The 13794-nt window shown below is 60.3% G+C and carries 15 protein-coding genes; 4 read left to right on the forward strand and 11 right to left on the reverse strand.

Going from position 1 to position 13794, the window contains the following annotated elements; translation table 11 throughout:
• Nucleotides 1–6: 6 nt before the first annotated feature.
• Nucleotides 7–906, forward strand: a complete 900-nt coding sequence (locus VNX23_RS29715; protein WP_325635229.1) for an alpha/beta hydrolase — start codon at nucleotides 7–9, stop codon at nucleotides 904–906.
• Between the two features lie 141 nt (nucleotides 907–1047).
• On the opposite strand, the gene VNX23_RS29720 is transcribed toward VNX23_RS29715, so the two are convergent.
• Both VNX23_RS29720 and VNX23_RS29725 read right to left on the reverse strand, forming a co-directional pair.
• Nucleotides 1048–1638, reverse strand: coding sequence for a thiamine pyrophosphate-dependent enzyme (locus VNX23_RS29720; RefSeq protein WP_325635231.1), 591 nt, complete (start codon nucleotides 1636–1638; stop codon nucleotides 1048–1050).
• Nucleotides 1635–2189: a phosphonopyruvate decarboxylase gene (locus VNX23_RS29725; protein ID WP_325635233.1), complete on the reverse strand. Its 555-nt coding sequence runs from the start codon at nucleotides 2187–2189 to the stop codon at nucleotides 1635–1637. Before VNX23_RS29725 ends, VNX23_RS29720 begins: the two co-directional genes overlap by 4 nt.
• Before the next feature lie 160 nt (nucleotides 2190–2349).
• On the opposite strand from VNX23_RS29725, the gene VNX23_RS29730 reads away from it, so the two are divergent.
• Nucleotides 2350–3564: a cytochrome P450 gene (locus VNX23_RS29730; protein ID WP_325635235.1), complete on the forward strand. Its 1215-nt coding sequence runs from the start codon at nucleotides 2350–2352 to the stop codon at nucleotides 3562–3564.
• A gap of 95 nt (nucleotides 3565–3659) precedes the next feature.
• On the opposite strand, the gene VNX23_RS29735 is transcribed toward VNX23_RS29730, so the two are convergent.
• Nucleotides 3660–4190, reverse strand: a complete 531-nt coding sequence (locus VNX23_RS29735) for a hypothetical protein (protein ID WP_325635237.1) — start codon at nucleotides 4188–4190, stop codon at nucleotides 3660–3662.
• 115 nt (nucleotides 4191–4305) lie between these two features.
• Here VNX23_RS29735 and VNX23_RS29740 point away from each other — a divergent pair, with 115 nt between their 5' ends.
• Complete coding sequence (locus VNX23_RS29740; protein WP_325635239.1) at nucleotides 4306–5145, forward strand: hypothetical protein; 840 nt, start codon at nucleotides 4306–4308, stop codon at nucleotides 5143–5145.
• A gap of 165 nt (nucleotides 5146–5310) precedes the next feature.
• Here the strand turns inward: VNX23_RS29740 and VNX23_RS29745 are convergent, their stop codons facing one another.
• The 6 genes from VNX23_RS29745 to VNX23_RS29770 form a co-directional block, all read right to left on the reverse strand.
• A complete protein-coding gene (locus VNX23_RS29745) occupies nucleotides 5311–6372 on the reverse strand; it encodes a HupE/UreJ family protein (RefSeq protein WP_325635241.1) in 1062 nt (353 codons plus the stop codon).
• Nucleotides 6373–6446: 74 nt separating this feature from the next.
• The gene (locus VNX23_RS29750; RefSeq protein ID WP_325635243.1) at nucleotides 6447–7196 is read right to left on the reverse strand and encodes a hypothetical protein; all 750 of its coding nucleotides are present in this window, start codon (nucleotides 7194–7196) and stop codon (nucleotides 6447–6449) included.
• A 58-nt stretch (nucleotides 7197–7254) separates the two neighbouring features.
• On the reverse strand, nucleotides 7255–7719 hold the full coding sequence (locus VNX23_RS29755) for a hypothetical protein (protein WP_325635245.1): 465 nt from the start codon (nucleotides 7717–7719) through the stop codon (nucleotides 7255–7257).
• A 194-nt stretch (nucleotides 7720–7913) separates the two neighbouring features.
• The gene (locus tag VNX23_RS29760) at nucleotides 7914–9182 is read right to left on the reverse strand and encodes an acetamidase/formamidase family protein (RefSeq protein WP_325635246.1); all 1269 of its coding nucleotides are present in this window, start codon (nucleotides 9180–9182) and stop codon (nucleotides 7914–7916) included.
• A 621-nt stretch (nucleotides 9183–9803) separates the two neighbouring features.
• On the reverse strand, nucleotides 9804–10286 hold the full coding sequence (locus tag VNX23_RS29765; protein ID WP_325635310.1) for a lipocalin-like domain-containing protein: 483 nt from the start codon (nucleotides 10284–10286) through the stop codon (nucleotides 9804–9806).
• An 81-nt stretch (nucleotides 10287–10367) separates the two neighbouring features.
• Nucleotides 10368–11198, reverse strand: a complete 831-nt coding sequence (locus VNX23_RS29770; protein ID WP_325635248.1) for a helix-turn-helix transcriptional regulator — start codon at nucleotides 11196–11198, stop codon at nucleotides 10368–10370.
• Nucleotides 11199–11323: 125 nt separating this feature from the next.
• On the opposite strand from VNX23_RS29770, the gene VNX23_RS29775 reads away from it, so the two are divergent.
• Nucleotides 11324–12382, forward strand: a complete 1059-nt coding sequence (locus VNX23_RS29775) for an NmrA family NAD(P)-binding protein (RefSeq protein WP_325635250.1) — start codon at nucleotides 11324–11326, stop codon at nucleotides 12380–12382.
• A 118-nt stretch (nucleotides 12383–12500) separates the two neighbouring features.
• Here the strand turns inward: VNX23_RS29775 and VNX23_RS29780 are convergent, their stop codons facing one another.
• Complete coding sequence (locus VNX23_RS29780; RefSeq protein ID WP_325635252.1) at nucleotides 12501–12818, reverse strand: antibiotic biosynthesis monooxygenase; 318 nt, start codon at nucleotides 12816–12818, stop codon at nucleotides 12501–12503.
• A 108-nt stretch (nucleotides 12819–12926) separates the two neighbouring features.
• The gene (locus VNX23_RS29785; RefSeq protein WP_325635254.1) at nucleotides 12927–13790 is read right to left on the reverse strand and encodes a sugar phosphate isomerase/epimerase family protein; all 864 of its coding nucleotides are present in this window, start codon (nucleotides 13788–13790) and stop codon (nucleotides 12927–12929) included.
• Nucleotides 13791–13794: the final 4 nt, after the last annotated feature.

Raw genomic sequence — 13794 nt, forward strand, 5'->3', positions numbered from 1 at the left:
ACTCTAATGGGCAGACTAATCAGGAACGATACGACGATAACTTCTACTCAAGCCGCTACTGAATCAGGCTTCACCAGCTCCGTGATAGCGCTCCATTGCTCGCTGAGCTCGGGCCATCAATGGAGCCGTCTTGCCGAGGAACTTACAGGCAAGCATCAGGTCATCACGCCGGATATTTCCGGTTATGGAAATAATGATGTGGGGCGATTCTTGCTGCCGACCACCATGGCGGAGGAAGTAGATTTGCTGAGCGATCGCCTTGGCGAAGCTATAGGGCCCATACACCTTGTCGGGCATTCCTACGGCGGCGCGCTCGCATTCAAGATTGCGACTGACTCGCCGTTGGCGAGTCGCGTTCGTAGCTTGACACTGATTGAACCGGTGTTGCCGACGATCTTGATGGGGAGCGAATCGGATAGACGGTTGTACGAGCAATTTGTTTGTTTGGCGCAAGCAGTTTGCAAAGATCTTTGGAAAGGGTCGTCTTCGGAGGCCATCGAAAAATTCCACGTATTCTGGCGCGGATCCGGGCCCACAGAGCAACTTTCGTCGAAAGCGCTCGTACGTATGATAGGGCGTGCGGAAAAACTTGCTTATGAATTCTGGGCAATTCTCGGCGAACGAAATGTAACGGTGGCGGCGGCTGCGATCCGCGTGCCGACGTTGCTGGTGTCCGGCGGATTATCTCCCTACTTCACCCAGCGGGTGGTCGGGCGACTTGCATCCACGATCCCCGGCGCCGAGACCAAGCATCTGCCGGCAGCCGGTCATATGCTGCCTATTTCACATGCCGCCATGATCAACCCCGACATAGCGCGGCACATCGCACGCGCTGACGAATTCGCCAGCCTTTCATTGGCGCTCGAAGGGTTCCCAACCCAAACTCAAGCTTCAGTAAAATGCTGAAACCAGCCGAGCGGGTGACGTTTACGGGCCCGCAGAGACACCCGCTCGTCGCCGCGTCGGCAATAACATGCAACGGTTCTGTGACTCAGCAGCTCTTCGCCTGTTGGCGAAAATTCTTGCATGATGACGCGACAACCTTCCCTAGATCGGGGCGAACCCGAGCGCGCCGCGGATCCGCGTCACGATGAAGCTGCCGTCACGGCTTGCGAGCACGCGCTCCAGATTGGCGCTGTCGATCTTGATGCTGACAAAGCGCGGACCGGCCGAAACGTCCTGCATCGAGGGCGCAAACGCCTCGATCTCGGCCATGGTGGCGATGCTGCGCGCATCCGATATGCCGCACGCTTTGGCGACGCCGACGAGGTCGGTATTCGCTCCGGTATGGCTCGCCTGCCCGCCGGTCTCGCCATAGACCTCGTTATCGAGCACGATGATGGTGAGATTGCCGGGCTTTTGCAGGCCGACGGTGGCAAGGCTTCCCATCCCCATCAGCATCTCGCCATCGCCCGTGATCACCACTACCGGCAGCGCTGGTTGGGCCAGCGCGACGCCTAGCGCGATCATGACGGCGCCGCCCATGCCGCCCCACAGATAGAAATTGAGGTCATGGTCGCCGGCGGCGGCGATATCGTAAGTCGACGCGCCGAGGCCGCCGACGACGATGGCATCCTTGCGTCCCTTCAAGAGGGCCGAGACGACGCTTCGCCGTTCGAGAAAATTGGCTTTGCTCATTTCGTGAAGACCTTTGCGCCGATCAGGCGCTGCGACAACAGGACGGCGGTCGGCGTGCAGGCGTTGTAGGCCTGTCCGGCGCCCGCCTCGACCACCTCGCGCACCTCGCTTCCGTGCGACGCCCGCAGCACCTTGATACCGGCCAATTCCAGCACACCGGCCGTGGCCGATCCCATCGGCACCTGCCAGGGATTGAATTCGCCCCACTCGCCGCGCATGGTCACCAGGGTCAGAAATGGAAAGCGGAAGATTTGCGTCAGCGAAAACATGTTCACGCAATTGCCGACGCCGCTCGACTGCATCAGCAGCACGCCACGCTGGCCGCCGGCCCAAGCGCCGGCCAACAGCGCGATGCCCTCCTCTTCGGTCGTCAGCGGCACCGCGCGCATCGACGGTTCGCCCAGCACGCGTTCGATCAGCTGCGAGTGCCCGGCATCCGGCACGTAAGGAACCTGCCGGACATCGAAACGCTGCAAAACCGAAAAAATATCCTCCGGCCAGGAGGCAATGCCATCGGCCGCTTCGTCGGAGGAAGCGTTACGGGTGTGCATTCTTTTGTGTCCGTTCGATCGGCAGGGCTATCATTGCAGGAGATTGTAAAGCGGGCCATTCTTTGCGGAAGAGCGAAAACGGCATAGCTCCTAACATTGCCGGAAGTACGCGCCAAGATGGGATGCCAACGTCGGACAAGACGACCGGAGAACTGGCAGCATGAACGAACGGGAGCTCGCGGCCAATTTCGATATCGAGAAGCTCTCGGGCGAATTTTATGCCGATCCCTACCCGACCTACCGCGCGCTGCGCGAGCACGAGCCGGTCAAGCGCATGGCGGGCGGTTCCTGGTTTCTGACGCGCTACGACGATCTGGTGAGCGTCTACAAGAACACGAAACTGTTCAGCTCGGACAAGAAAAAGGAATTTTTTCCGAAATACGGCGCCTCGCTGCTCTACGAACACCACACCACGAGCCTTGTCTTCAACGACCCGCCCGCGCATACCAGCGTGCGGCGCCTGATCATGGGCGCGCTGTCGCCGCGCGCGATTTCGGAAATGGAAGGCGACCTGATCGCGCTTGTCGACCGCCTGCTGGCAAAACTCGCCGGAAAGGGCGACGTCGATCTGATCGAAGACTATGCGGCCGCGATCCCGATCGAGGTGATCGGCAATCTGCTCGGCGTGCCGCGCGAGGAACGTGAACCGCTGCGCGGCTGGTCGCTCGCGATTCTCGGCGCGCTCGAGCCCGTGATCGGGGCGGAAGCCTTTGCACGCGGCAATACCGCGGTGAGAGATTTTCTGAAATATCTGGAAACGCTCGTGGCGCGGCGCCGCGCGAGACCCGGCAATCCCGAGCGTGACGTGCTCACGCGGCTCATCCAGGGCGAGGACAATGGCGAGCGGCTGAGCGAGAAGGAGCTTCTGCACAACTGCATTTTCCTGCTCAATGCCGGACATGAAACGACCACCAACCTGATCGGCAATGGCTTGGTGGCGCTGTCGCAAAATCCTGACCAGAAGAAACGGCTGATCGGAAATCCTGCCCTGATCAAAACGGCGGTCGAGGAAATCCTGAGATTTGAAAGTTCGAACCAGTTCGGCAATCGCATGACCACGGAGCGGGTCGAACTCGGCGGCGTAACTCTGGAACAAGGCACTTCCGTCACGCTCTGCATCGGGGCGGCCAACCGCGACCCCCGGCAATTTTCCGATCCCGAAAATTTCGACATCACCCGCAGCCCCAACCGGCACCTGGCGTTCGGCACCGGTGCGCATCAATGCGCCGGCATGGCATTGGCGCGGCTCGAAGGCACGATCGCGATCGCGCGGTTTGTCGAAAAATATCCGGCCTATGCGTTGAAGGGCGCACCGTTACGCGGCGGTCGCGCCCGCTTCCGCGGATTTCTGAGCGTGCCATGCGCGATTGCATGAGACACATCGATCGCGGTTGAATTGACAGGTCGGCAGAAGCGGGCGAGGATTTTTTCTTCAAACGATAGAGAAGAAAAGAGCCTGGGATGAAACATTCAACCAAAATCTCCGCGCTGTTGTCGTTGATGATGGCAGGTCTTTTGGCTGCCCCGACGCGGGCCGATGAATCCGGCCTGTTCAAGCAGAGCAATATCCTTGACCTTCTGCTCAAGCAGACCGGCGTCTACGACAGATCCAAAACCGGCAAGTCGCCGGATTTTGTCGTCGATCCCGCCTGGCCGCGGCCGCTGCCGCACAACTGGCTGCTCGGGCAGATCGGCGGGCTCTATGTTGATAATCATGATCATGTCTGGGTCTACAACCGGCCGCGCACACTCAACGATGACGAAGTCGGGCTCGAAGGCGCGATAGAAGGCGCGACCGATGCCAAGGGCCAACCCCTCAACGGCCTTGGCTTCGTGCGTGCCAACGGGTTTGGCGCCGACTGCTGCCGCGCCGCTCCTTCGGTCCTGGAGTTCGACGCCGACGGCACGTTGCTGCGCGCCTGGGGCGGGCCATCGGATCGCGGCTTTATCGGCGGCAAATGCAGAGGCGAAGACGGTTGCATCTGGCCGAACGTCGAGCACGGCTTACATCGACCAGAAGGACAATGTCTGGATCGCCGGCAATGGCCCTGCGGCCAAGCCGGGGGAGAAGGAAATTCCCTGGACCACCAACAAAGCCGGCGGAGATGGCTTCATCTTGAAATTCGACATGAACGGCAATTTCAAGATGCGGATCGGCGGCACGCCCAGCGCCCCCGACAGCAACAGCAGGGATGGCGGCGCGAACGGCACGCCGCTGCTTTACCGCCCCGCGGACATGGTGGTCGATCCCAAGACCAATCGTCTCTATGTCGCGGACGGATACGCCAACCGGCGTGTCCTGATCGTCGATGCCGATACCGGCAAATATATCGGTCATTTCGGCGCTTATGGAAGCAATCCGATCGACGATGCCGCAGCCGCCGCGGCCGGTACCTGGCCGCAGGATTCCGCCAAGGGCATCAAGAAGCCCGCGTTCTTCCGCAATCCGGTGCACTGCGTGAAGATCGCCGATGACGGCAGGATTTACGTCTGCGACCGCGGCAATGACCGCATTCAGGTGTTCGACGGCAAGGATGCCTCGCTTGGAAAAGAGTGCAGCAATCCGAACGGCGAGGCCGGCAAATGCGGCTTCCTCACCGAGCGCTTTGTCAGCGCCAACACCTATACCCAGCCCGTGATGCCGGGAACGGCCGTGTCGATGAACTTCTCGCCGGACAAGACGCAAACCTGCCTCTATATCGGCGACAACACCAACCAGACGATCTACATCCTCAATCGCGACAATTTGGAGCAGCTCGGCCGGCTCGGACATGGCGGGCGGATGGCCGGCGATTTCCACTGGCTGCATCAGGTCAGCCTGGACAGCCAAGGCAACATCTACACCGGCGAAGTCGATACCGGAAAGCGGGTGCAGAAATTCCTCCGCTTCGGCGCCAATGGCTGCAACGGAACCGGATCGGCCATGATCGGCGGCGAGGCGGCGGACAGGAAGTAAAAAATCGGATCAACAGGTGACGCACCGATATCGAAGGCCGCTTTGGTCCCAAAGCGGCGCGGACCGGCGTGTTCCTGTGCTCGAACAGAACCGCTGTCGACGTCGAAGTGCTGATTTGTCGTTGGTCTCGCCGCCAAAAAACGTCCGGCGGCTCACGCCCCGCAGCTAAGAAGCGATAGTTCGCGAGACGAACCAGTAGCTACCCAAGACCACAATCGCAAACGAGACAGCGTGAACAAGAACCGGGCTGCGGACCGGTTTCGATGCTCCCGAGATCTGCCAGCGGTCAATGGCCGAAAGCAAGGCAAAGGCGGCCGCGACAATGAGGACCTGTCCGATCTCTACCCCACAGTTGAACGCGGCCAGCGCCGTTACGAGTTTCGCCCTGGGAAGACCAAGCTCCTCCAATGCACTCGCAAAACCGAAGCCGTGAAGCAGACCGAATAAAAACGTTTCGCGCCACCGCTTGCTGACTTCCCGCGTCGTGAAATTTTCAACCGCAACGTAAACGATTGAGGCTGCGATCGCCGGTTCAATGATCGCACTTGGAATCCGCACGAGATCGAGCGCGGCGAGCGACAAGGTTATCGAATGAGCAATCGTGAATGCCGTCACCGCCTTGACCACAGGCCAGAGCCTGTTTGCCCACAAGATGATCGCGATGAGGAATGCGATGTGATCATATCCAAGAAATATGTGCTCGACACCCGCTGCGAGGAAATGCGTTGCCACCTGAAAATTGGAGTGCGCGGCGCCCGATAGGGCCAACTCGGGCGTATTCCTGTCCAGGGCGAAATCCCGTTTGCCGCCTTCAATCGTTACCGACGCGAGATGCTGCGCCAAAGGATCGATATCCCGAAACAGGCTCAGGCGATAACGAAGCTCGCCGTCATTGGGGCAGGTCCACACAAGCTTTATCGTGACATGCGTGTCTGCCGCCAACGCCTTTCCATCGTCTGGTTCGCAGGGAACGCCATCCGAAAACACCCCGACGTGGCCACGCACGTAGCCAAGCAGCGCGGGCGTCATAACGGCAAGGGCGACCGCATTGACCGAGCCCGATCCTGCTTCCGAAATCCTGACGCCTGCTGCCTTTTCGTAGTCGCGTGCCAGGGCATTGATCTCGACCGCAACAACGCGGCCATTGACCGATATCTCGGATGAGCTGACACCTGCGTCATGCGCATATGCGGGCACGGCGGCCAGCAGGACCAATAAAAATCGCAAGACAAATTGGCCTGAAAACCTGCTGGTCCGCTGCCCATGACCGGCAGTCTTCAGCGGTTCACTGAAAGCAGCTCTCATCGCTGCGCCTGTTCAAGCCCTTGTAGGATCACACTTGCCGAAGCGGCGCGCATGCTGTCCGGATAAGTCTCGGCAAAGGTCCTCAGGGCAGCACGTGCCTTGGGCTCGACAGTCGACGGATTTCCGGCTTTGCCAGCAAGCTTGACTTCCCGCGCGAGGTCGACGGCATGGATGAAAGCGGCCTCTTCTCTTTCATCGGGGTCCTCGAGCAGGGGGACTAACGCCTCGGCCTCGGAGCTCTCTTGTTCGATAGCAGAAATATCGGCGCGCAGAGGTTTGAATGGATCAAGCGCAAAGCTCTCGTAAAAGCGCGCCTTCACGAGCGCAAAGCGCGCTCGCGGCACATAAGAGGCGGCAGGCGCAAGACGGATGGCCGCCTCCAACTGCTGCCTGGGAAGCAGGTAGCGCTTGAGCGCCTTCTCGAAATGAGGGGCCAAATCGCGCTGGGAGAGCCCTTTAAGCAGAATCTGTCCGTTCAGCGTTAACTCCCCGCCATGTGCCGCCATATCACGATTGAGAAGATCAGTTGCTTCGATCAGGGCTTCGCCGAGCGAAAACAGCATCTCGCCCTCGCTCGCGCGGCCGGACGCCTTTCTCGCGCGATCTGCAGCCGAATCGGCAACTGCAACCAGCTTGTTCGCCCTATCCAGATCGATGATCTCGTGAGCCAATGCGCCGGTGATGGCAGCTGCAAGAAAGGGCCCGGCCAGCAATCGAGCAACAGCGCCCCTGCTCATCGCCATCACGGAATTGGCCGAAATCAGTTTGTTCGCGGGCCGGCGCCAAAGCCCGTACACCGATCCGCTATTCATCCGGGATATTTTCGCCTGCGAAGAAAGCGCGCGCGCCGGGATGCGTGGGCACCACGCCGTGCGAGGCGGCAACGGTCGCGGCGAGCCTGTCCTGATGTTCCGAAAGAGTCTTCGCTATGACGTAAGCGTGCCTCGCACGAAGATCCGGGCGACATACCATTTGATGAGTCCCAAATGAGACAATCGCTCGTATCGGGCCGCCCGTGATATCCTCGAATGGAGTTTCACCGAGAAAAAGCGCCTTCGCCCCTTCCGTTGATATCACCGCAAGATCCTGTTGATCGGTTGCAATCAGCACCCCTATTCGTCTGGTATCGGCCGCCCTGACCAGCAGCGCACGCGACTCCGGAAGAAACTGCGCGAGCGTGTCAGTGGAGGCTTTGGTGAGGGCCAGCCCTCTCTCGTCACCCCGCTCTCCAACTATGATCAGATGATAGCGCCGGTAAACCGGCCACATGCGGTCCGGATTGAGATCCGTGCGTTGCAGAGCCTGAGCACCTTTTGTCGGCCGCGGCGCCCCGCCAAACGGGAATGCCCGCGCTTCCGGAATAAAAAGCGTGGCTGAGGCGCTCACAAGGCCCGCGAGAATCGACCGCCGTTCGGCTGAGAAAGCGCAGGCGGGCGTGAGGGCCCGCCTGCAAAGCTTGTTCGTCATTTTTGTTCGGACTGGAACACGTCACGATTCAGGATTGCCGTCACACCAAGGTTCGGGACGTCCACAAGCTGGGCGATGTTGAGGTCGACGGCAACACTTGTAAGGACGTAAGCCTGCTCGCGCGTGAGTCCTTTCGTCGTTACCAGGAAATCGATCATGTTCAGCGTCGCATTGCGAGCGGCCAGGCTCACATCCTCAGAGAGGTTTGCCAGAGGCGCAATTTTTTGCCCACCGAGATAGGTCGAGAACGGGGGAAGCTGACCTTCAGGTTTAAGAGGAAGCCCGGAGACGGCATAGAAGCTGGACGGCGCAAGCTTCTTGAGCTGACCTTCGCTGCCTTCGAAGTGCATCGTTGAAAGCAGCGAGGCCATTCCGGGGAGAACTTTGGCCCGCATCGTCACCTTCGCGCCCATTTCGATTGCAGTGCCGCAAACCTCACCGCCACCCTGGGCATAGTGGACGTCACCGGCAAAAAGCCCGCATCCGTCGATAAAGCAAGGAAACAGCAAAGTCGTTCCGACAACGGTCTCCTTGGTGTCAAGATTGCCGCCGTTCTCGCGCGGGGGGACGGTGCGGACGCACTCATCCTTTCCAGGTCCGTTGGCGCCGCAAAGATCGGCAGGAAGGGCGTCCACAGGTTGCGGCGTGAGCGCAGCGCCCCCGGCGTCGGCAAGCGCCTTCTCGCGCTTGATCCATTTTTCGAGTTCGGGCCTGCCCGGCAGGACACCAACCGTCCCCATAAACGCGTTCATCGGCACGGATATGCCCGGCAGGTCTTTTGAGCGGGCCTCGTTACGGGTCAGGTTCCAGTGCACGATGTAGGGCTCGCGAAAGACGTCCCTCAGGAAACCGAAGCCAGGAACGATCGTGGTGTAACCGAACTCGTCTGGAGCAATGTCGATGATGGTCACGGCAAGGGCGTCACCCCTCTTGGCACCTTCAAAGTACACAGGCCCGGTCAGAGGGTGGACGAGATTGAGATTGACGGCAGCAACATCCTGAGCGGTTGACGCAAAAGTCAGATCGGAATCAAGAGCGTCGCGGGTTTCAAGAACGAAAAGCTGATCCTGCTTTACGGTAGCCGCTGGTTTGATACTGGGATGATACCGATTGAAGCAGTGCGGATCGTCTTTGCAATGCTTTCCGGATTTTCCAATGACAATGGGAGCCGGACCCTTTACATCGCTCGTATCGGCCCATGACGCTCCCGCGCCGCAAGCAAACAGGAATGCGAGTGCTATTTTCGACAAGGATGCGGTTCGCATTTGATTTCTCCCCTCACGCATTCTGATCTTGCATTTTAGTCCCTTGAATTGACATGCTCACGACGCGACGGACGCTCGTCCGATGGCGGGCTGGCGCAAGCGAACCGGCGGGCGTTTGCACTGAGCAACACTGAGCCACCCACATTACCGGCACGGAAGAGGCCAGCCACGCTATGGGCGGTCGCGATACGTCTCGTTGTGCTTGAGGCGCGACTCCGCAATCCGCAGTCGACAGCGGCTTCTGCAAACGCACCTTCAATGCGATTTAGATCACCGGGCGCCATGTGGTCGGCCCTGAGCAGCACATGTTACCCTTCTAGGCTAGTGCGTGAGCCGCGAGTGGTCAATTGCCCGTACGAGAGATCGCCAAGCTTCCTCGCTTTCGGCAAATTCCTGCCGGCCTTTCGCCCGCCTGGGGCTTCAGCCGAAAAACCTTCAAAAGCCACACGGCTTGCGGAAACCTGTCCAATTGGAGCTTCGATCGTCATCGCATTGGTCGGTTCGGCCAATTGCGGAACCGGTGTCGTAATTTAGCTTTTCGCCAAGCCAAAGTTTCGCATCCGCCGCGATCGGGCGGAAGTGATTTGAGCAGGTTCAGTGCATGGCACCTTGAAGCACCGGCTACTTGGAGCGTTCGAAGCTGATAATGCTGCGTGTCATGCCCTTGTCGGACCAATTCGGCATTATCCGCCAAGGTGTCGACACATCGAGTCGGTCCCCCTCCAGTTTGAAGGAGCGGGCTTGTTTGGTACCAACCCACTCCGGATTCCAAGCCACGTCGACACTGGTCGTCCAGATTTCTCCTCCCACGCTGTAGACACCCGTATATGCGACCAGCGTGTCTAACAGCTCCGCCCTCTCATGATCTGTTTTGGCAGGCTTCCGACCTTCTCCCGTCAGCATGAAAAACACACGTCCTTCCGGCAAGAACGTCACGTAGCCGCTGGGCCTTTCTCCCATGACCGCTAGTTTCTCTCCGGTCGCCTGAACTTCCACGACATAGGAAAGCAGCCTCCAGGTGCCCACAATCCTGCTATCTTCCTCACCGAAGCTCGACTGCGTGAGCATACCGAGAAAGATCGCCAACGCGACTGAATGGCCCACTCTCAAGCTGCTCTCTCCCAGGGGCGGAGGGTGAACATAGCCAGAAATTAAGGCGGTCGCGCTAGTTGGCGTTGACGTGGGTCAAGCGTTCTGGCGGTTTCTTAGCGCCCCCTCCACGCCGCTTTCCGCAGCGCTTTCGAGAAAGCGCCTCGTCGTTTCGTCGGCCGGAAACGACATGTCGATGCGCAGTTCCTGCAACAGCACGTCCTGCGGCGTTCCGAAGGTCGTGAATGTAGTGAACAGGCGAAGCCGGGCGTCTCCAACCCGAAGTTCGAGCGAAAGCATCGGCTCATCGCCTTCGTCGTGAACCATGGGTTCGCCGCGCGGCGTGTTGGAATCGAATTGGCGGCGGAGTATCTCTGAAGTTGAGTCCGGATTACCGGCCGCCTCCCGTCGCAGCCGATTGAGCAGCGCGATCCGCGTATGCGTCCAGTTCAAGATGTACGGCCGCAAACCGCTTTGCGAGAACATCAGCCGCATGAAGTTGATGACGCCGTCCGGGAAAAGTTGCCGCAACGCGTCTCTGTCCACGCAGCAGGCGATGATGCGCGAAACCGCGGCGTTTTGCATCACGATGTTCCAGCTTCCGTCCATGACCACGGCCGGATAGGGCTCGTGGTGGACAAGGATCATCTCAAGCGCTTCACGAACGGCCATCATCTTCGAAAGATCGAGCCGCTCCGGATAGGCGGGCGCGTAGCCGGCAGCGAGGAAGAGATTGTTGCGCGCACGCAGCGGAAGGTCGAGACCATCGGCCAGTTTGAAAATCATGTCGCGGCTCGGCTGCGCGCGACCCGACTCCACGAAGCTGATGTGCCTCTGCGAGATGTCCGTGAGCAGCGCAAGGTCGAGCTGGCTGAGCCGCCGGACGGCGCGCCATTCGCTCAAAATCGAACCGAAGCCACTCTTCATTATAGGGACCGTATTCGCTCCGTGCACCCAACTCAATTACCTCTCAGGTAATTGCACTGACTACCGGCCGTCAATAGGGTCGCCAGATCGCGGCGCCCTGCGCCGAAGATTTGCGAGGTTCAGACATGCAAAAGCCTACCATTCTGGTGACCGGAGCGAACGGCAAGACCGGCGGCGCGACCATCTCCCAGCTCCTGGCAAAGGGATATCCCGTGCGGGCGCTGGTGCAGCGGGCGGACCATCGCAGCGAGTTGCTCGCCAAGCGCGGCGCAAAAGTCGTCGTCGGCTCGCTTGAAGACATCACCGACCTGCACACGGCCATGAGCGGCGTTCAACGCGCCTATTTCTGTCCGCCGCTGGAGCCCGGAACATTGCGGCGCGCCTCGCTGTTTGCCGCCACCGCGCAGGAGGCAAGACTAGAAGTCGTCGTCGCGCTCAGCCAATGGGTCGCAAGCGCCGATCATCCGGCCGTGCACTCCCGCGAGAAATGGCTCAGCAACAGGGTCTTTGAGTGGACGCCGAACCTCGACGTTGTCACCGTCAATCCCGGCTTCTTCGCCGACAATTACATGGCCGCGCTCGAACCGATGGCGCATTTTGGCCTGATGGGGCTGCCGCTCGGCAAGGGCCTCAACGCGCCACCGTCGAACGAGGACATCGCCCGCGTCATCGTCGGCGCGCTGACCAATCCCGCGCCCCACATCGGCAAGAGTTACCGCCCCACCGGCCCGCGTCTGTTGTCGCCGGAGGACATCGCTGCCGCCATCGGCAAGGCGTTGGGCCGGAAGGTGAAGTATCAGGACGTGCCGATGAAGCTGTTTTTCAAGGTTGCGAAATCGCTTGGCATCAGCGAATTCCTCATCGAGGAGCTTTCATATTTTCTGCTCGACTACCAGCGCAACGCGTTTGGCATCGGTGCGCCGACAGACGCCGTCCTCGAAGTCGGGGGCGTCGCACCGGAGCCGTTCGAGGCGACGGCGCGGCGTTATGTGGAGGCGTCAGGCTTCGGCAGGCGGACGTTTCGCTCGAATCTGACCGCCGTTCACAATCTCGTCGCAGGGCTCCTTACGTCCGCGCCTGCGCCTTCTGCGATCGCGCGCCGGCTGCATTTGCCGGCGCTCAACCATCCCGTGTTTGCGGCGGAAAGCCCGTCCTGGCGCGCCTCTCACGTACCGGAAGGCTAGGCCCGGCTTGCGCTTACCTGTTACACCACCGTGAGGGTGCCGAGCGATGCAGGTCCGCAAGACCTCATCGATCGGTTTGCGCCACTCTCACGTATCGGAAGGCTAGCCCGGCTTGCGCCTACTTATGTTCGAAAGGCCCGACTTCCCGGATCACCTTGCAAATCTGGAGAAAGCCGCTGGCGTAGAACTCGGCGTGGCCGCGCTTCATCGTCTCCACATGCTCGGGGTGGGTTCGCCACGCTTCCAGCGCTTGCTCGGAAGAAAACCGGAACAGCGTTACCTGCTCGCCGTCATCAGCCTTGAACGTCTTGACCGATTGAAATCCCGGAAGATTGCTGACGATTTCATACATTCGCTCGCCCAGGCGTTCGTATTCGTCCAGGGCGGCGCCGTCGCGCAGTTTCAGGTCTCCGATAACAATCACCTCGTTGATCATTCACTATCCCTTGAATGAAACCAAAACTTTCCGCGCCGCCGCTGAGCGCCGCAAGTGGCATCCGATTGGCGGCGCCTGCCCGCAAGTTCGTATCCGCGAGCGCCTTTGTTACACCACCGTGCGGTGCCGATCGATGCAGGTCCGCAAGACCTCATCGATCGGTTTGCGCCACCAGTCCTCGGAAAAAATCTCGATCTCGCAGTAACCCTCAAACCCTTCCGCCTCCACCGCACGGCGCACCGATCTGATGTCGATCACGCCGTCGCCCATCATGCCGCGGTCGTTGAGAATGTCCTTGGTCGGCACCAGCCAGTCGCAGACATGAAACGCCAGCAGGCGGCCCTTTCCGGCGCGCGAAATCTGCCCCAGCAGCTCTACGTCCCACCAGATGTGATAGACGTCGAGTGCAACACCGAGCGCGCCGGTGCGGCCGCCGTCGAGGCGATCGCAAATATCGAGCGCCTGTCTGGTCGTGTTGACGCAGGCGCGGTCGGCCGCATAGGCCGGATGCAGCGGCTCGATTGCAAGCGGCATCCTCGCGTCGCGCGCGTATTCCATCATCTCGGCGATGGCTTCCTCGACCTGCGCGCGCGCAGCGGGGATGTCTTTTGAAGCCACACTTCCCGGCCGCGAATATTGCGGCAGGCCACCGACCACCAGCACGACGCAGGGCGCGCCCAATGCCTTTGCCTCGTCGACCGCCCGCCGGTTGTCGTCGCGCGCCTCGATCCGGTGCGCGGCGTCGGATGTGAACATGCCGCCGCGGCAATAGCCGGAAAGCTCGAGCCCCGCATCGCGCAACGTGCGCGCGGCGCGTTCAAGGCCTATCGCTGCGACCTGGTCGCGCCAGGGGTCGATGGCACGGATGCCGTGCCTCGCGCAGGCCTCGATGATCTCCAGGAGATCGCCCTGCCTGCGCACCGTCGCGGTATTGAGCGATAGCCAGCGGTGATCGGCCGAAAAGTCCCGCACGTCG

This window comes from Bradyrhizobium sp. (genome assembly GCF_035570375.1).
Taxonomy (GTDB): Bacteria; Pseudomonadota; Alphaproteobacteria; order Rhizobiales; family Xanthobacteraceae; genus Bradyrhizobium.

What these genes read in the sequence shown, in the direction of transcription:
- VNX23_RS29720 (WP_325635231.1), bottom strand. Translation starts at nt 1,638, where the DNA reads ATGAGCAAAGCCAATTTTCTCGAACGGCGAAGCGTCGTCTCGGCCCTC.
- VNX23_RS29775 (WP_325635250.1), top strand. Translation starts at nt 11,324, where the DNA reads ATGCAAAAGCCTACCATTCTGGTGACCGGAGCGAACGGCAAGACCGGC.
- VNX23_RS29715 (WP_325635229.1), top strand. Translation starts at nt 7, where the DNA reads ATGGGCAGACTAATCAGGAACGATACGACGATAACTTCTACTCAAGCC.
- VNX23_RS29780 (WP_325635252.1), bottom strand. Translation starts at nt 12,818, where the DNA reads ATGATCAACGAGGTGATTGTTATCGGAGACCTGAAACTGCGCGACGGC.
- VNX23_RS29725 (WP_325635233.1), bottom strand. Translation starts at nt 2,189, where the DNA reads ATGCACACCCGTAACGCTTCCTCCGACGAAGCGGCCGATGGCATTGCC.
- VNX23_RS29755 (WP_325635245.1), bottom strand. Translation starts at nt 7,719, where the DNA reads ATGTGGCCGGTTTACCGGCGCTATCATCTGATCATAGTTGGAGAGCGG.
- VNX23_RS29730 (WP_325635235.1), top strand. Translation starts at nt 2,350, where the DNA reads ATGAACGAACGGGAGCTCGCGGCCAATTTCGATATCGAGAAGCTCTCG.
- VNX23_RS29760 (WP_325635246.1), bottom strand. Translation starts at nt 9,182, where the DNA reads ATGCGAACCGCATCCTTGTCGAAAATAGCACTCGCATTCCTGTTTGCT.
- VNX23_RS29770 (WP_325635248.1), bottom strand. Translation starts at nt 11,198, where the DNA reads ATGAAGAGTGGCTTCGGTTCGATTTTGAGCGAATGGCGCGCCGTCCGG.